Source organism: Streptomyces sp. NPDC002619, from assembly GCF_042889305.1.
Taxonomy (GTDB): Bacteria; Actinomycetota; Actinomycetes; order Streptomycetales; family Streptomycetaceae; genus Streptomyces.
Genome location: NZ_JBIAQV010000010.1, coordinates 66,593 through 82,764, shown reverse-complemented (window position 1 = coordinate 82,764; position 16,172 = coordinate 66,593). Strand labels below are relative to the sequence as shown.

The window sequence follows — 16,172 nt, the reverse complement described above, 5'->3', positions numbered from 1 at the left end:
ACGTGCACATGTCTAAGCGCTTGCTCAGACCCAACCGTACCGGCGAGTACGGACACCCGTCCAGGGGAGCCCGACCGTAACGCTCGTCACGCCGGGCAGCGGTCAGCTCGCGTCGTTGCCCGCCTTGCCGTAGCGGCGGAAGTAGTACCGAGGTGAAGCCCGGCCGACGGGCCCGCCGGACCACCACTCAGCTATCCGTCGGACCCGCCGCCGCGAACGCCCCCCGCGCCATCCGGTGGAGCAGTTCGGCCGTGACCGCCCGACCGGGCAGCGCGGCCGGGCGCCCCAGGTGCGGTGTCGAGTTCAGGAGCCCGAAGACCGAGTGCACCGCCGAGCGGGCCGTCGGCTCGGCCAGCGACGGGTACACCGTCCGGACGACCTCCACCCACAGCTCGACGTACTGCCGCTGGAGCTGGCGGACCAGCTTACGGTCGGTGTCCCGGAGGCGGTCCAGCTCGCGGTCGTGCAGGGTGATCAGGGGACGGTCGTCGAGCGCGAAGTCGATGTGCCCCTCGATCAGGGAGTCGAGGACCGCCTCGGGGCCGGCCGTCCCGTCGGCCTCCTGCAGGCGCCGCTTCGCCCCGGTCAGCAGCTGACCGCTGATGCCGACGAGGAGCTCCGCCAGCATCGCGTCCTTGCCCGCGAAGTGCCGGTACAGACCGGGGCCGCTGATCCCGACCGCGGCTCCTATCTCGTCGACACCGACGCCGTGGAAGCCGCGCTCGGCGAAGAGCCGGGCGGCCTCCTTGAGGATCTGCTCACGGCGGGTGGGGGCGTCGGTTCTGGTGACCATGAAAGCAATTCTAGACAGGGACGTTAGCGGTCGTTAACCTGAAGGAAATGGTTAACGCTCATTAACAGTCAACCACTGGGTGAGGGGACCGCAAGGATGCACGAGGCACCGGAGCTGACGAGCGCGGCCGACCCCGCGTCGGCGGCCTGGCAGGCCAACGAGGAGGCGCACCGCGCGCTCGTCGAGGAGTTGCACGGCAAGCTCGCCGCGGCCCGGCTGGGCGGCGGCGACAAGGCACGCGCCCGGCACACCGCGCGCGGCAAGCTGCTGCCCCGCGACCGGGTGGACACGCTGCTCGACCCCGGCTCGCCCTTCCTGGAGCTGGCGCCGTTGGCGGCCGACGGGCTCTACGACGGGCAGGCCCCCGCCGCCGGTGTCATCGCCGGGATCGGGCGGGTCAGCGGGCGCGAGTGCGTGGTCGTCGCCAACGACGCCACGGTCAAGGGCGGGACGTACTACCCGATGACCGTGAAGAAGCACCTGCGCGCGCAGGAGGTCGCCCTCGAGAACCGCCTCCCCTGTGTGTACCTCGTCGACTCGGGAGGGGCCTTCCTGCCCATGCAGGACGAGGTCTTCCCCGACCGCGAGCACTTCGGGCGGATCTTCTACAACCAGGCCCGGATGTCCGGCGCGGGCATCCCGCAGGTCGCGGCGGTGCTCGGCTCGTGCACGGCGGGCGGGGCGTACGTCCCGGCGATGAGCGACGAGGCCGTCATCGTGCGCAATCAGGGCACGATCTTCCTGGGCGGTCCCCCACTCGTGAAGGCCGCCACCGGCGAGGTCGTCACGGCCGAGGAGCTGGGCGGCGGCGAGGTCCACTCCCGGATCTCCGGTGTCACCGACCACCTCGCCGAGGACGACGCGCACGCGCTGCGGATCGTACGGAACATCGTCGCCACGCTCCCCGCGCGCGGACCGCTGCCCTGGGAGGTGCAGCCGGTCGTCGAGCCGAAGGTCGACCCGTACGGCCTCTACGGCGCAGTGCCCGTCGACTCCCGCACCCCCTACGACGTGCGGGAGATCATCGCGCGTGTGGTCGACGGCTCCCGCTTCTCCGAGTTCAAGGCCGAGTTCGGCCAGACCCTGGTCACCGGCTTCGCCCGCATCCACGGCCACCCCGTCGGGATCGTCGCCAACAACGGCATCCTGTTCTCCGAGTCCGCCCAGAAGGGCGCCCACTTCATCGAGCTGTGCGACCAGCGCGGCATCCCGCTGGTGTTCCTGCAGAACATCTCCGGCTTCATGGTGGGCAGGGACTACGAGGCGGGCGGCATCGCCAAGCACGGCGCCAAGATGGTGACGGCCGTGGCGTGCACGCGCGTGCCGAAGCTGACCGTGGTGGTCGGCGGGTCGTACGGCGCGGGCAACTACTCGATGTGCGGCCGGGCCTACTCCCCCCGCTTCCTGTGGATGTGGCCGAACGCCAAGATCTCGGTGATGGGCGGCGAACAGGCCGCCTCGGTCCTCGCGACCGTCAAGCGGGACCAGATCGAGGCCCGTGGCGACTCCTGGCCGGCCGAGGAGGAGGACGCGTTCAAGGCCCCGATCCGCGCCCAGTACGAGCGCCAGGGCAACGCCTACTACGCGACCGCCCGCCTCTGGGACGACGGCGTGATCGACCCGCTGGAGACCCGCCAGGTGCTGGGCCTGGCCCTGACCGCCTGTGCCAACGCGCCTCTGGGAGACCCCCAGTTCGGCGTCTTCCGGATGTGAGGAGGGGAACCGTGTTCGACACAGTGCTGGTGGCCAACCGGGGCGAGATCGCCGTACGCGTGATCCGTACGCTGCGCTCGCTCGGCGTGCGCTCGGTGGCCGTCTTCTCGGACGCCGACGCCGACGCGCGGCACGTACGCGAGGCCGACGCAGCGGTACGGATCGGTCCGGCGCCGGCGGCCGAGAGCTATCTGTCGGTGGAGCGGCTCCTGGAGGCCGCCGCCCGCACGGGCGCGCAGGCCGTCCACCCCGGGTACGGCTTCCTGGCGGAGAACGCCGGCTTCGCGCGGGCGTGCACCGAGGCGGGGCTCGTCTTCATCGGGCCGCCGGCGGAGGCGATCTCCCTGATGGGTGACAAGATCCGCGCGAAGGAGACGGTGCAGGCGGCCGGGGTGCCCGTCGTCCCCGGCTCCAGTGGCAGCGGGCTGTCCGACGCCCAACTCGCCGAAGCGGCACGGGAGATCGGCGTACCGGTGCTGCTCAAGCCGTCCGCGGGCGGCGGCGGCAAGGGCATGCGGCTGGTGCGGGAGCTGTCGGCGCTGGAGGACGAGATCGCCGCCGCCCGCCGCGAGGCCCGCGCCTCCTTCGGCGACGACACGCTGCTCGTCGAGCGCTGGGTGGACCGGCCCCGGCACATCGAGATCCAGGTCCTGGCGGACGGCCATGGGAACGTCGTCCACCTGGGCGAGCGCGAGTGCTCGCTCCAGCGCCGGCACCAGAAGATCGTCGAGGAGGCACCGAGCGTGCTCCTGGACGCGCGGACCCGGGCCGCGATGGGCGAGGCTGCCGTGCAGGCGGCACGGTCGTGCGGGTACCGGGGCGCGGGCACGGTGGAGTTCATCGTGCCGGGCGGGGACCCGTCGTCGTACTACTTCATGGAGATGAACACCCGCCTCCAGGTGGAACACCCGGTGACCGAGCTGATCACCGGCCTCGACCTGGTGGAGTGGCAGCTACGGGTGGCGGCGGGCGAGCGGCTGGGCTTCGCACAGGAGGACATCCGTCTCACCGGCCACGCGATCGAGGCCCGCATCTGCGCGGAGGACCCTTCGCGCGGGTTCCTGCCGTCGGGCGGGACGGTCCTGAAGCTGCGCGAGCCGCAGGGTGACGGCGTGCGCACCGACTCCGGGCTGACCGAGGGCGCGGAGGTGGGCAGCCTGTACGACCCGATGCTGTCCAAGGTGATCGCGTACGGCCCGGACAGGGAGACCGCGCTGCGGAAACTGCGGGCGGCGCTCGCGGGGACCGTCACGCTGGGCGTGCAGACCAACGCGGGCTTCCTGCGCCGGCTCCTGGCCCATCCGGCGGTCGTGGCGGGCGAGTTGGACACGGGGCTGGTCGAGCGAGAAGTGGACGGGCTCGTACCGGACGAGGTGCCGGCGGAGGCGTACGCGGCGGCGGCGCTGCTGCGCCAGGCCTCTCTCGTGCCCGCCGGCGGCTGCGGTTGGGCCGACCCGTTCGCCGCCGCGGACGGCTGGCGCATGGGCGGCGAGCGGGCCTGGACGGGGCATCACCTGCGGGTGCCGGGCCACGAACCGGTGACCGTGCGCGTGCGCAGCACGCCGGACGGAGGGACGGAGCTGCTGCTGCCAGGGGCCGACAAGCCTCTGCGGGGGTCCGGGGGCGTGCCCCCGCGGCCTGACGGCGAGCACCGGTTCACCTTCCGGCTCGACGGCGTCGCCCACACCTTCGCCGCCATGCCGGACGGCACCTGGCTGGGCCGCGACGGCGACGCCTGGCAGGTGCGCGACCACGACCCGGTGGCCGCATCGCTCACCGGGGCCGGACACGCGGGCGCCGATTCCCTCACCGCGCCCATGCCCGGCACGGTCACCGTCGTGAAGGTGGCCGTCGGGGACGAAGTGACCGCGGGCCAGAGCCTGTTGGTGGTGGAGGCGATGAAGATGGAGCACGTCATCGCCGCCCCGCACGCGGGCACGGTCGCCGAACTGGACGTGACACCCGGCACGACGGTCGCCATGGACCAGGTACTGGCCGTCATCGCACCGCACGAGGAGACCGAGGCATGACCGAACTGGGACTGCCCATGACCGTACCGGCACAGGATCTGCCCGTGCGGGTTCGCATCCACGAGGTGGGCGCGCGCGACGGTCTGCAGAACGAGAAGACGTCCGTACCGACGGAGGTCAAGGCCGAGTTCATCCACAGGCTGGCCGACGCGGGCCTGACGACGATCGAGGCGACGAGCTTCGTCCACCCCAAGTGGGTGCCCCAACTGGCGGACGCGGAGGAGTTGTTCCCGCAGGTCAGCGACCTCCGCGAGGTGGCCCTCCCAGTGCTGGTCCCCAACCGCCGCGGCCTGGACCGGGCTCTGGCGCTCGGCGCCCGTCGGGTGGCCGTCTTCGCCAGCGCCACGGAGTCCTTCGCCAAGGCCAATCTCAACCGCACGCTGGACGAGTCGCTGGCCGTGTTCGACCCGGTGGTACGGCACGCGAAGGACGAGGGCGTGCACGTGCGCGGCTATGTGTCGATGTGCTTCGGCGACCCGTGGGAGGGCGCGGTTCCCCTCCACCAGGTGGTGAGGGTCTGCAAGGCGCTGATGGACATGGGCTGCGACGAGCTGAGCCTGGGCGACACGATCGGCGTCGCCACCCCGGGGCACGTCCTCGAACTCCTCTCCCTCCTCAACGAGGAGGGGGTACAGACCAACGTGATAGGCGTGCACTTCCACGACACGTACGGCCAGGCGCTCGCCAACACCTACGCGGCGCTGGAGCACGGCGTGACGACGATCGACGCCTCCGCCGGAGGCCTCGGCGGCTGCCCGTACGCCAAGTCCGCCACCGGAAACCTCGCCACCGAAGACCTCGTGTGGATGCTGCAGGGCCTCGGCATCGAGACAGGGGTCGACCTCGGCCGTCTGACCGCCACCAGCGTGTGGATGGCCGAACAGCTGGGCCGGCCCAGCCCGTCCCGTACCGTCCGCGCTCTCTCCCACAAGGACCAGTGATCAGCATGGACCACCGTCTCAGCCCCGAGCTGGAGGAACTCCGCCGCACGGTGCAGGAGTTCGCGCACGATGTCGTGGCGCCGAAGATCGGCGACTTCTACGAGCGGCACGAGTTCCCGTACGAGATCGTCCGCGAGATGGGCCGTATGGGCCTGTTCGGGCTGCCGTTCCCGGAGGAGTACGGCGGCATGGGCGGCGACTACCTGGCGCTGGGCATCGCGCTGGAGGAGTTGGCGAGGGTCGACTCGTCCGTGGCGATCACGTTGGAGGCCGGGGTCTCGCTGGGCGCGATGCCGATCCACCTCTTCGGTACGGAGGAACAGAAGCGCGAGTGGCTCCCCCGTCTGTGTGCGGGCGAGATCCTGGGCGCGTTCGGCCTCACGGAACCGGACGGCGGCAGCGACGCCGGGGCGACGCGTACGACGGCCCGGCTGGACTCGGAGACGAACGAATGGGTGATCAACGGCTCGAAGAGCTTCATCACCAACTCGGGCACGGACATCACGGGTCTGGTGACGGTCACGGCGGTGACGGGCCGCAAGCCGGACGGCAGGCCGCAGATCTCAGCGATCATCGTGCCCTCGGGCACGCCGGGCTTCACGGTGGCGGCGCCGTACTCGAAGGTCGGCTGGAACGCGTCCGACACGCGTGAACTGTCCTTCCAGGACGTCCGGGTCCCGGCGGCGAACCTGCTGGGCGAGGAGGGCCGGGGCTACGCGCAGTTCCTCCGCATCCTCGACGAGGGCCGCATCGCGATCGCGGCGCTCGCCACCGGCCTGGCGCAGGGCTGCGTGGACGAGTCGGTGAAGTACGCGAAGGAACGCCAGGCCTTCGGCCGCCCGATCGGCGCCAACCAGGCCATCCAATTCAAGATCGCCGACATGGAGATGAAGGCCCACACGTCCCGCCTCGCCTGGCGCGACGCAGCATCCCGCCTGGTCGCCGGCGAACCCTTCAAGAAGGAAGCGGCCCTGGCCAAGCTCTACTCCTCCACCATCGCGGTGGACAACGCCCGCGACGCCACCCAGGTCCACGGCGGCTACGGCTTCATGAACGAGTACCCGGTGGCCCGTATGTGGCGCGACTCGAAGATCCTGGAGATCGGCGAGGGGACGAGCGAGGTTCAGCGGATGCTGATTGCTCGGGAGTTGGGACTGGTGGGCTGATCCGTGTGAGGCCCACGGACAGTTCCTCGGCGACGGCGGCGACGTGCCGGTAGGTCCGCTCCGCGGCGGCAAGGACGCGGGTCTGGGTGTCGGGGTAGGTGAGGGCCTCGTTCAGGCAGGCGGTGAAGGAGGTCCAGCGGGTGCGGTCGCCGCTGGTGTAGTAGGCGACGCCTTCGGGGTCGGTGAGGCCGTAGGCCTCGGTGACGTGGCGGCGCAGGATCATCGCGCCCAGGGTGGAGCCCTCCAGGACGTAGAGGAAGCCCAGTAGTTCCTCGGGAACGGCCTCGGCGGTTCTCCGGATCTCCTGGGCGAACTCCCTCGCCGCCACTCCCGTGTCCGCCTCCAGCGCCCCGAAGTAGCGCAAGTCGCGCTCAACCAGGGGGAGTTTGACCAGGTCCGTCGACCAGACCGACGTGACGGGCCGGCAGGTGGCTCTGCGCAGCTCCTCCTCGAGGACCTCCAAGACCTCGCGGTAGGCGGCCAGTTGGGCGACGTACCGGTCCAGCGGGAGAGCGCCCGCGACCACCGCCGTGGCGAACGGCGTGCGCTCCAGGGTGTCGTGCCAGGCGCGTGTGCTCGACCGCAGGCGCTCGACCGCCGTGGGCGTCATACGCGGCTCCGGCGCCGGACCGTCTCGTGGAGCCGGTCGATGAGGCGGCCCTTGCGTTCGATCGTCACGTCGAAGTACTCGGCGAAGGCGCATTCCGGCCACACACCCGTGAACCGCGGCGCCACGCCCCACCCCCTGGACAGCTACTGAGGTTAGGCTAACCTACCTTCGAACTTGTCCGGTGGGCGCTTCGCCCCGTTCGAAAGCAGTCATACCCATGCCCAATGCCCGTGCCACCCATCTCACCCGCCGCGGCATCCTCGCCGCGGGCGGCGCCCTCGGTCTCGGTGCCGCGCTCGTGGCCTGCGGCGACGACAACGGGAAAAGCGCCGACTCCGGCAAGGGCACGGAGGCGGCGAAGTCCGGCCCCTGGACCTTCAAGGACGACCGCGGCCAGACCGCCAAGGCCGACAAGACCCCCTCGAACATCGTCGCGTTCGTCGGTGTCGCCGCCGCGCTCTACGACTACGGCGTCCAGACCAAGGGCGTCTTCGGCCCGACGACGACCAAGGACGGCAAGGCCGACGTCCAGGCGGGCGACATGGACGTAAGCAAGGTGACCGTCCTCGGCAACGAGTGGGGCCAGTTCAACATCGAGAAGTACGCCTCCCTCGCGCCCGACCTGCTCGTCTCCACGATGTTCGACAACATCGGCACCCTCTGGTACGTCCCGGACGAGTCGAAGAAGAAGATCGAGGCCGTCGGCGCCCCGAGCGTGGGCATCTCGGTCTACGACCGCCAGCTGACCGAACCGCTCCAGCGCATGCTCGCTCTCGCCAAGTCCCTTGGCGGAGACACCACTTCGGCCAAGGTCACCGAGGCCAAGAAGCGCTTCGAGGACGCGGCCGCCCGGCTGCGCGCCGCCGCCAAGGCCAAGCCCGGCATCAAGGTGCTGGCCGGTTCCGCGAGCCAGGACCTCTTCTACGTCTCCGGCTCCAACCTCTCCATCGACCTGGAGTACTTCAAGGCCCTCGGCGTGAACTTCGTCGAGCCCCCGGAGAAGGCGAAGGCCCAGGGCGGCGGCTGGTACGAGTCGCTGAGCTGGGAGAACGTCGACAAGTACGACGCGGACATCATCATGATGGACAACCGCACCTCGGCCATCCAGCGCGCCGACATCACCGAGGGCACCTGGAAGAAGCTGCCCGCGGTCAAGGCCGGCCAGGTCATCGCCCGCAACCCCGAGCCGATCCTGTCGTACGACAAGTGCGCCCCGCTGCTCGAGGACCTCGCCGCGGCCATCGAAAGGGCCAAGAAGGTCAGCTGAGGAGTCGGTTCACCATGACGACGGCCGTAGCCGCCCCGTTCCGTTTCTTCATCCTCCAGGTCGTACGGACGAGGCGGCTCGGCCCGTCTCTCGTCCGGGTCACCTTCACCGGGCCCGAACTGCACGCCTTCCACTCCCACGGCCGCGACCAGTCGCTGTCGCTCTTCCTGCCGCATCCGGGGCAGAGCGAGCCCGTCGTGCCCATTGAGCTGGGTGAGGGGTGGTGGGCGGCCTGGCGTGAACTCCCCGACCACGTACGGGCCGTCATGCGCTCGTACACCCTCCGCGCCCTGCGTCGCGAACCCGACGAGATCGACATCGACTTCGTCCTGCACGCCCCGGCAGGGCCCGCCTCCCACTGGGCCTCCCGCGCCACCGCCGGTGCCCGTGTCCTGCTGCTCGGTCCCGCCGTCGCCGACAACCGCGCCATCCGCTTCCGGCCGCCCGAGGACACCGGTCTCGTCGTCATCTGGGGCGACGAGACCGCCGTACCCGCCGCCTCCGCCATCCTCGAGTCCCTGCCCGCCGGTCTGCGCGCCGTCGCGTGGCTGGAGGTGCCGCACGCCGGTGACATCCAGGACCTCGCCACCACGGCGGAAGCGGACATCACGTGGCTCGTGCGCGCCCACGGGTCCCCCATGGCCGTGGACGCCGTACGCGCCGCTCAACTCCCGCTCGCCGAACGGCCGTACGTCTGGATCGCGGGCGAGTCCGGGCGGGTCAAGGAGCTGCGCCGGCACCTCGTCGGCGAGCGTGGGATCGACCGGCGGCGCGTGACCTTCGTCGGCTACTGGCGGCACGGCCTCAGCGAGGAGCAGTTGCGCGAGCAGGAGTGATCACGGACACCGGCGAGGCGGCGCTTCCGAGTCGCACTACTTAGGTTAGGCTTACCTAAATTGAATCGTCCCGCACGGACTGTCCCCTCGGAGGACTCCCACATGCGCTCGCACCTGCTCAATGACCTCACCGCGGAGCACTATCGCCGCTCCGTGACCGAAGGAGTCGAGCGGGTGGCGGCCAAACTTGCCACCACCGACCGTCCGTTCACCGGCGTCACGGTCGACGCCCTCACTCCCGGCATCGAGCGGATCGACCTCGACCAGCCCCTGCACGACACCACGGCCGTGCTGGACGAGTTGGAGGACGTCTACCTCCGCGACGCCGTCTACTTCCACCACCCCCGCTACCTCGCCCACCTCAACTGCCCGGTCGTCATCCCCGCGGTGCTCGGCGAGGCCGTGCTCTCCGCGGTCAACTCCTCCCTCGACACCTGGGACCAGTCGGCCGGCGGCACCCTCATCGAGCGCAAACTGATCGACTGGACGGCCGCCCGCATCGGCCTCGGCCCCGCCGCCGACGGCGTGTTCACCTCCGGCGGCACGCAGTCCAACCTCCAGGCGCTGCTGCTGGCGAGGGAGGAGGCGAAGCCAGGGCGGGAAGGGCGGGAATATCCGGCCTCGCTCGCCAAACTGCGGATCTTCGCCTCCGAGGTCAGCCACTTCAGCGTCAAGAAGTCCGCGAAACTGCTCGGCCTGTCCCCCGACTCCGTGGTGTCCATCCCCGTCGACCACGACAAACGCATGCAGACCGTCGCCCTCGCCCATGAGCTGGAGCGCTGCAGGCGGGACGGTCTGATCCCGATGGCGGTCGTCGCCACGGCCGGCACCACCGACTTCGGCTCCATCGACCCGCTGCCCCAGATCTCCGAGCTGTGCACGCAGCACGGGGTGTGGCTGCACGTGGACGCCGCCTACGGCTGTGGACTGCTCGCCTCGCTCAAGTACCGGGACCGCATCGCCGGCATCGACCGCGCCGACTCCGTCACCGTCGACTACCACAAGTCCTTCTTCCAGCCGGTGAGTTCGTCCGCCGTACTGGTCCGCGACGCCTCCACGCTCCGGCATGCCACCTACCACGCGGAGTACCTCAACCCGCGCCGCATGGTGCAGGAGCGCATCCCCAACCAGGTCGACAAGTCCCTGCAGACCACCCGCCGCTTCGACGCCCTCAAGCTGTGGATGACCCTGCGCACGATGGGCGCCGACGGTATCGGCGAACTCTTCGATGAGGTCTGCGACCTGGCGCGGGAGGGTTGGCAGCTGCTCGCCGCCGACCCCCGCTTCGACGTCGTCGTCGAGCCGTCCCTGTCCACCCTCGTCTTCCGCTACATCCCTGCCGCCGTCACCGACCCGGCGGAGATCGACCGCGCCAACCTGTATACGCGCAAGGCCCTGTTCGCCTCTGGCGACGCGGTCGTCGCGGGCACCAAGGTCGGCGGCCGTCACTACCTGAAGTTCACCCTGCTCAACCCCGAGACGACGACGGAAGACATCGCCGCCGTCCTCGGCCTGATCGCCGGCCACGCCGAGCAGTACCTGGGAGAGTCCCTTGACCGCGCGTCCTGAAGCCCCGCACCGCACCCACGACTTCGTGGGGATCGGGCTCGGCCCCTTCAACCTCGGCCTCGCCTGCCTCACCGAGCCGATCGCCGAACTCGACGGCGTCTTCCTGGACTCCAAGCCCGACTTCGAGTGGCACGCCGGAATGTTCCTGGACGGCGCCCGCCTCCAGACCCCGTTCATGTCGGACCTGGTCACCCTGGCGGACCCGACGTCGCCGTACTCCTTCGTCAATTATCTGAAGGAGAAGGGCCGTCTGTACTCGTTCTACATCCGCGAGAACTTCTACCCGCTCCGCATCGAGTACGACGACTACTGCCGCTGGGCGGCCGGCAAGCTGAGCAGCGTACGCTTCGACACCACGGTCACCGAGGTGACGTACGAGGACGAGCTGTACGTCGTCCGGACGGCGGCCGGCGAGACCTATCACGCCCGGCACCTGGTCCTCGGCACGGGCACGGTCCCGTTCGTCCCCGAGGCGTGCCGGGACCTCGGCGGCGACGTCATCCACACCTCTCAGTACATGCACCGCAAGGCGGAGCTGCAGGCCAGGAAGTCGATCACGATCGTCGGCAGCGGACAGAGCGCCGCCGAGATCTACTACGAACTCCTCTCCGAGATCGACGTCCACGGCTACGAGCTCAACTGGGTCACCCGCTCCCCGCGCTTCTTCCCCCTCGAATACAGCAAGCTGACGCTGGAGATGACGTCCCCGGACTACATCGACTACTTCCGCGCGCTGCCCGAGGAGACCCGCTACCGGCTGGAGAAGCAGCAGAAGGGCCTGTTCAAGGGCATCAACTCGGACCTGATCGACTCGATCTTCGACCTGCTCTACCAGAAGAACGTCGAGAGCGGCGACCGTCCCGTCCCCACCCGGTTGCTCACCAACTCCTCGCTGGCCAGCACCCGTCACGAGGACGGCTCGTACACCCTCGGCTTCCACCAGGACGAGCAGGACAAGGACTTCGAGATCCGCACCGGGGGCCTGGTCCTGGCCACCGGCTACCACTACGAGCCCCCGGCCTTCCTCGCCCCCATCCGCGACCGCCTCCGCTTCGACGGCCACGGCCGCTTCGACGTCGCCCGCAACTACGCCATCGACCTCACGGGCCGCGGCGTCTTCCTCCAGAACGCCGGCGTCCACACCCACAGCATCACCAGCCCCGACCTGAGCATGGGGGCATACCGCAACAGCAGCATCATCCGCGAGCTGCTCGGCACCGAGTACTACCCGGTCGAGAAGACCATCGCGTTCCAGGAGTTCGCCGTATGACCTTCACCTTCCGCCCCCTCGACCCCCTCAAGGACGCCGAGTTGCTGCACGGCTGGGTCACCCACCCCAAGGCGGCCTTGTGGATGATGCAGGACGCGGAACTGGAGGACGTCGAGCGGGCCTACATGGAGATCGCGGCCGACGAGCACCACCACGCGCTGCTCGGTCTGCTCGACGGAGAGCCCGCCTTCCTGATGGAGCAGTACGACCCGGCCCACCGGGAGCTGGTCGGGCTGTACGAGCCCGAGCCGGGCGACGTCGGCATGCACTTCCTGGTGCCGCCGACGGACACCCCGGTGCACGGGTTCACCAAGGACGTCATCACCGCCGTCATGGCACACCTCTTCGAGGACCCGGCGACCGAACGGGTCGTCGTGGAGCCGGACGTGCGCAACAAGGCGGTGCACGCCCTGAACGAGGCCGTCGGGTTCGTCCCCGAACGGGAGATCCGGAAACCGGAGAAGAACGCGTTGCTGAGCTTCTGTACGCGGGAGAGCTTCGAGAAGGCGGTGGCAGCCTGATGACCCTCGCCGACGCCGTGACCCACCTCTCCCCCGAGCGCTGGGACACCGCCAACCGCCTGCTCATCCGCAAGGCGCTCGCCGAGTTCGCGCACGAACGGCTGATCACGCCGGAGGAGGACGGGGAGGCGTACGTCGTCCGCAGCGACGACGGCCTCAGCCACTACCGCTTCACCGCCACCCGCCGCGCCCTCGACCACTGGCAAATAAATGCCGCGTCGATCAGCCGCCACCGCGAAGGCAGCCAACTCCCCCTCGCCGCCCTGGACTTCTTCATCGAGCTGCACCAATCCCTGGGCCTGAGCGACGAGATCCTGCCCGTCTACCTGGAGGAGATCTCCTCCACCCTCTCCGGCACCTGCTACAAGCTCACCAAGCCGCAGGTCACCTCCGCCGACCTCGCGAAGAGCGGCTTCCAGGCGATCGAGACCGGCATGACCGAGGGCCATCCCTGTTTCGTCGCCAACAACGGGCGGCTCGGCTTCGGCCTCCACGAGTACCTGTCGTACGCCCCGGAGACCGCGAGCCCGGTCCGCCTGGTGTGGCTTGCCGCGCACCGCTCGCGGGCCGCGTTCACTGCGGGGGCCGGGATCGAGTACGAGTCGTTCGTGCGGCAGGAGTTGGGCGCGGAGACGGTCGAGCGGTTCGACCGGGTCCTGCGCGACCAGGGTCTGGACCCCGCCGACTACCTCCTCATACCCGTCCACCCCTGGCAGTGGTGGAACAAGCTCACGGTCACCTTCGCCGCCGAGGTGGCCCGGCAGTACCTGGTCTGTCTGGGCGAGGGCGACGACGAGTATCTGGCGCAGCAGTCGATACGAACCTTCTTCAACCGCTCGAACCCCGGGAAGCACTATGTGAAAACGGCCCTGTCCGTCCTCAACATGGGCTTCATGCGGGGGCTTTCGGCCGCGTACATGGAGGCGACCCCGGCGATCAACGACTGGCTGGCCCAGCTGATCGAGGGCGACCCGGTGCTGAAGCCGACGGGTCTGACGATCATCCGTGAGCGGGCCGCCGTCGGCTATCGGCATCTGGAGTACGAGGCGGCCACGGACCGCTACTCGCCGTACCGCAAGATGCTGGCCGCGCTGTGGCGGGAGAGCCCGTTGCCCTCACTGGAAGAGGGCGAGTCGCTCGCCACCATGGCGTCCCTCCTCCACGTCGACCACGAGGGCGCGTCCTTCGTCGGCGCGTTGATCGAGCGGTCGGGGCTGGCGCCGGTGGAGTGGCTGCGCCGCTATCTGCGGGCGTACTTCACGCCGCTGCTGCACAGTTTCTACGCCTACGACCTTGCCTTCATGCCGCACGGCGAGAACGTCATCCTGGTCCTGAAGGACGGTGTCGTACAGCGCGCGATCTACAAGGACGTCGCCGAGGAGATCGTGGTGATGGACCCGGACGCGGTGCTGCCGCCGGAGGTGCAGCGCATCCGGGTCGAGGTCCCTGAGGACCAGAAGCTGCTGTCGGTCTTCACGGACGTCTTCGACTGCTTCTTCCGCTTCCTCGCCGCGATCCTCGCCGACAAGGGGATCCTGGACGAAGACGACTTCTGGCGTACGGTCGCGGAGGTCACGCGCGCGTACCAGGAGTCGGCGCCCGAACTCGCCGACAAATTCAGGGAGTACGACATGTTCGCCCCCGAGTTCGCGCTGTCCTGCCTCAACCGGCTCCAGCTGCGCAACAACCGGCAGATGGTGGACCTGGCGGATCCCTCCGCCGCGCTCCAGCTGGTCGGCACCCTGCGGAACCCCATCGCCGGGTTCTGACCCCTCAGCCGGACGGGCACCCCGGAGTGAGGTCCTCCGGGGTGCCCGTCAGCCGTGTCTCAGTCCGTCCAGGGCACCTGCGGCGAGCGGTAGTACGCCATGCCCCGCGCCTCCCAGCGCGGACCCTGCGCGGCCAGCCGCACCTTGTAGGCGTCCCAGTCGTGGGTGGCCGCCGGGGACCAGCCCAGCTCGGCCACGCCCGCGACGCGCGGGAAGGCCATGTACTCGATGTCGGCGGACTTGGTGATGGTCTCCGTCCACAGCGGCGCCTCGACGCCCCGCACGGCCGCACCGGGGACTCCGGCAAGGTAGGTGCCCGGATCCCAGTCGTAGGACCGCCGTACCTCCACGAGGCCTGCCCAGTCCTGACCGAGGGGCGTGTCCTCGGTGTACTTCATGTCGAGGTAAAGCCGGTCGGCCGGGGAAAGGATCAGCCCGGTCCCGTTCTGCGCCGCCTTCGCGACCTGGGCCTTCTCCTCGGCGCTGGTGTCGTCCAGGCCCCAGTACTGGGCGAGGGCGCCCTTGGCCGGAGTCGCTCCGGTCAGCTGGTGCCAACCGATCACCGTCTTGCCGTACTTGGCGACGATCGGCTGCACCTTGTCCATGAAGGCGACGTAGTCGGCGTGACTCGTGGAGTGCGCCTCGTCGCCGCCGATGTGGAGATAGCGGCCGGGGGTCAGGGCGGCCAGTTCGCGGATGACGTCGTCTACGAAGTCGTATGTGATCTGCTTCGGCACGCACAGCGAGCTGAAGCCGACCTCGGTGCCGGTGTAGAGCGGGGGCGCGACGCCGTCGCAGTTCAGCTCGGCGTAGGAGGCCAGGGCCGCGTTGGTGTGGCCCGGCATGTCGATCTCCGGGACGACCTCCAGATAGCGGGAGGCGGCGTAGCGGACGATCTCCTGGTAGTCGGCCTTGCTGTAGTGGCCGCCGGTGCCGCCGCCGACCTGGGTGGAGCCGCCGTACGTGGCCAGGCGTGGCCAGGAGTCGATGGCGATGCGCCAGCCCTGGTCGTCACTGAGGTGGAGATGCAGCTCGTTGAACTTGTAGAGGGCCAGCTCGTCGATGTAGCGCTTGACCTGGTCGACGGTGAAGAAGTGCCGGGAGACGTCCAGCATCGCGCCGCGGTAGGCGAAGCGCGGGGTGTCCTGGACGGTGCCGCCGGCCACGAGCCAGGGGCCGGGCTGTACGGACTTCTTCTCGACGGAGGCGGGCAGCAGCTGGCGCAGGGTCTGGACGCCGTGGAAGAGGCCGGCCGGTGCGCTCGCGGTGATGGTGACGCCGCCGTGGCCGCTGTCGAGCCGGTAGCCCTCGGCGCCGAACTTCCCGGGCTGGAGGCGGAGTTGTATGTCGGCGGGGCCCCGGGTCGTCACCGGCAGGGGGTAGCCGGTGGAGGGCCGCAGGAGGTCCGCCAGATAGGCGCCGACCTGGCGGGCTGCGCGGGTGTCGGGGACGCGGATGCGCGCCTCATGGGTGATCCGGTACGGCGATCCGCCCGGGGTGACCGACGCGGGCGCCGGGACCACCTGGTCGAGCGGGGTGGCGGCGGGCTTCGAGGCCGGTGTCGCGGCGACGGTGAACGCGCCCGCGGCGGCGACGAGCAGCAGGGATCCGAGGATTCGGGCCATACGGGGAGTCGTGCTGTGGTGCCGTCTCACATGCGCTCCCTTCGGAAATGGTAGAGACCACT

General features: G+C 69.8%; 14 protein-coding genes. 10 read left to right on the top strand and 4 right to left on the bottom strand.

The genetic code is table 11. The features are described from left to right. Positions 1-187: 187 nt before the first annotated feature. Positions 188-793: a TetR/AcrR family transcriptional regulator gene (locus tag ACFYXB_RS18500; RefSeq protein ID WP_389583363.1), complete on the bottom strand. Its 606-nt coding sequence runs from the start codon at positions 791-793 to the stop codon at positions 188-190. 96 nt (positions 794-889) lie between these two features. Here ACFYXB_RS18500 and ACFYXB_RS18495 point away from each other — a divergent pair, with 96 nt between their 5' ends. From ACFYXB_RS18495 to ACFYXB_RS18480, 4 genes are read left to right on the top strand one after another with little or no spacing between them, the layout of a single operon-like run. Continuing rightward, on the top strand, positions 890-2,506 hold the full coding sequence (locus ACFYXB_RS18495; protein WP_389583360.1) for a carboxyl transferase domain-containing protein: 1,617 nt from the start codon (positions 890-892) through the stop codon (positions 2,504-2,506). 11 nt (positions 2,507-2,517) lie between these two features. Further along, entirely contained in the window at positions 2,518-4,536 is a 2,019-nt protein-coding gene (locus ACFYXB_RS18490) for an acetyl/propionyl/methylcrotonyl-CoA carboxylase subunit alpha (protein WP_389583357.1), read from the top strand. Further along, on the top strand, positions 4,533-5,477 hold the full coding sequence (locus ACFYXB_RS18485; protein WP_389583355.1) for a hydroxymethylglutaryl-CoA lyase: 945 nt from the start codon (positions 4,533-4,535) through the stop codon (positions 5,475-5,477). Before ACFYXB_RS18490 ends, ACFYXB_RS18485 begins: the two co-directional genes overlap by 4 nt. 5 nt (positions 5,478-5,482) lie before the next feature. After that, positions 5,483-6,643, top strand: a complete 1,161-nt coding sequence (locus tag ACFYXB_RS18480; RefSeq protein WP_389583352.1) for an acyl-CoA dehydrogenase family protein — start codon at positions 5,483-5,485, stop codon at positions 6,641-6,643. On the opposite strand, the gene ACFYXB_RS18475 is transcribed toward ACFYXB_RS18480, so the two are convergent. Beyond that, positions 6,525-7,253, bottom strand: coding sequence for a biliverdin-producing heme oxygenase (locus tag ACFYXB_RS18475; protein WP_389583349.1), 729 nt, complete (start codon positions 7,251-7,253; stop codon positions 6,525-6,527). The genes ACFYXB_RS18480 and ACFYXB_RS18475 overlap by 119 nt on opposite strands. After that, the gene (locus ACFYXB_RS18470; protein WP_389583347.1) at positions 7,250-7,378 is read right to left on the bottom strand and encodes a hypothetical protein; all 129 of its coding nucleotides are present in this window, start codon (positions 7,376-7,378) and stop codon (positions 7,250-7,252) included. The genes ACFYXB_RS18475 and ACFYXB_RS18470 overlap by 4 nt, the downstream gene beginning before the upstream one ends. 92 nt (positions 7,379-7,470) lie before the next feature. Between ACFYXB_RS18470 and ACFYXB_RS18465 the strand changes: the two genes are divergently transcribed. From ACFYXB_RS18465 to ACFYXB_RS18440, 6 genes are all read left to right on the top strand, one after another. Then, entirely contained in the window at positions 7,471-8,520 is a 1,050-nt protein-coding gene (locus tag ACFYXB_RS18465; RefSeq protein WP_389583344.1) for an ABC transporter substrate-binding protein, read from the top strand. Positions 8,521-8,534: 14 nt separating this feature from the next. Then, positions 8,535-9,356, top strand: a complete 822-nt coding sequence (locus ACFYXB_RS18460; RefSeq protein ID WP_389583341.1) for a siderophore-interacting protein — start codon at positions 8,535-8,537, stop codon at positions 9,354-9,356. A gap of 102 nt (positions 9,357-9,458) precedes the next feature. Continuing rightward, complete coding sequence (desA, locus tag ACFYXB_RS18455) at positions 9,459-10,925, top strand: lysine decarboxylase DesA (protein WP_389583338.1); 1,467 nt, start codon at positions 9,459-9,461, stop codon at positions 10,923-10,925. Then, positions 10,909-12,195: a lysine N(6)-hydroxylase/L-ornithine N(5)-oxygenase family protein gene (locus ACFYXB_RS18450; protein ID WP_389583335.1), complete on the top strand. Its 1,287-nt coding sequence runs from the start codon at positions 10,909-10,911 to the stop codon at positions 12,193-12,195. Before desA ends, ACFYXB_RS18450 begins: the two co-directional genes overlap by 17 nt. Then, positions 12,192-12,716 (top strand): GNAT family N-acetyltransferase, encoded by a 525-nt coding sequence (locus ACFYXB_RS18445; protein WP_389583332.1) that lies wholly within the window; start codon positions 12,192-12,194, stop codon positions 12,714-12,716. The genes ACFYXB_RS18450 and ACFYXB_RS18445 overlap by 4 nt, the downstream gene beginning before the upstream one ends. Continuing rightward, the gene (locus ACFYXB_RS18440; protein WP_389583330.1) at positions 12,716-14,485 is read left to right on the top strand and encodes an IucA/IucC family protein; all 1,770 of its coding nucleotides are present in this window, start codon (positions 12,716-12,718) and stop codon (positions 14,483-14,485) included. The genes ACFYXB_RS18445 and ACFYXB_RS18440 overlap by 1 nt, the downstream gene beginning before the upstream one ends. 59 nt (positions 14,486-14,544) lie before the next feature. On the opposite strand, the gene ACFYXB_RS18435 is transcribed toward ACFYXB_RS18440, so the two are convergent. Continuing rightward, positions 14,545-16,110, bottom strand: a complete 1,566-nt coding sequence (locus ACFYXB_RS18435; RefSeq protein WP_389583328.1) for a beta-N-acetylhexosaminidase — start codon at positions 16,108-16,110, stop codon at positions 14,545-14,547. Positions 16,111-16,172 lie beyond the last annotated feature (62 nt).

Bases quoted from the DNA above. Each gene is read 5' to 3' on its own strand.
- ACFYXB_RS18500 (WP_389583363.1), bottom strand. From the start codon at position 793: ATGGTCACCAGAACCGACGCCCCCACCCGCCGTGAGCAGATCCTCAAG.
- ACFYXB_RS18495 (WP_389583360.1), top strand. From the start codon at position 890: ATGCACGAGGCACCGGAGCTGACGAGCGCGGCCGACCCCGCGTCGGCG.
- ACFYXB_RS18485 (WP_389583355.1), top strand. From the start codon at position 4,533: ATGACCGAACTGGGACTGCCCATGACCGTACCGGCACAGGATCTGCCC.
- ACFYXB_RS18480 (WP_389583352.1), top strand. From the start codon at position 5,483: ATGGACCACCGTCTCAGCCCCGAGCTGGAGGAACTCCGCCGCACGGTG.
- ACFYXB_RS18475 (WP_389583349.1), bottom strand. From the start codon at position 7,253: ATGACGCCCACGGCGGTCGAGCGCCTGCGGTCGAGCACACGCGCCTGG.
- ACFYXB_RS18465 (WP_389583344.1), top strand. From the start codon at position 7,471: ATGCCCAATGCCCGTGCCACCCATCTCACCCGCCGCGGCATCCTCGCC.
- ACFYXB_RS18460 (WP_389583341.1), top strand. From the start codon at position 8,535: ATGACGACGGCCGTAGCCGCCCCGTTCCGTTTCTTCATCCTCCAGGTC.
- desA (WP_389583338.1), top strand. From the start codon at position 9,459: ATGCGCTCGCACCTGCTCAATGACCTCACCGCGGAGCACTATCGCCGC.
- ACFYXB_RS18445 (WP_389583332.1), top strand. From the start codon at position 12,192: ATGACCTTCACCTTCCGCCCCCTCGACCCCCTCAAGGACGCCGAGTTG.
- ACFYXB_RS18440 (WP_389583330.1), top strand. From the start codon at position 12,716: ATGACCCTCGCCGACGCCGTGACCCACCTCTCCCCCGAGCGCTGGGAC.
- ACFYXB_RS18435 (WP_389583328.1), bottom strand. From the start codon at position 16,110: ATGGCCCGAATCCTCGGATCCCTGCTGCTCGTCGCCGCCGCGGGCGCG.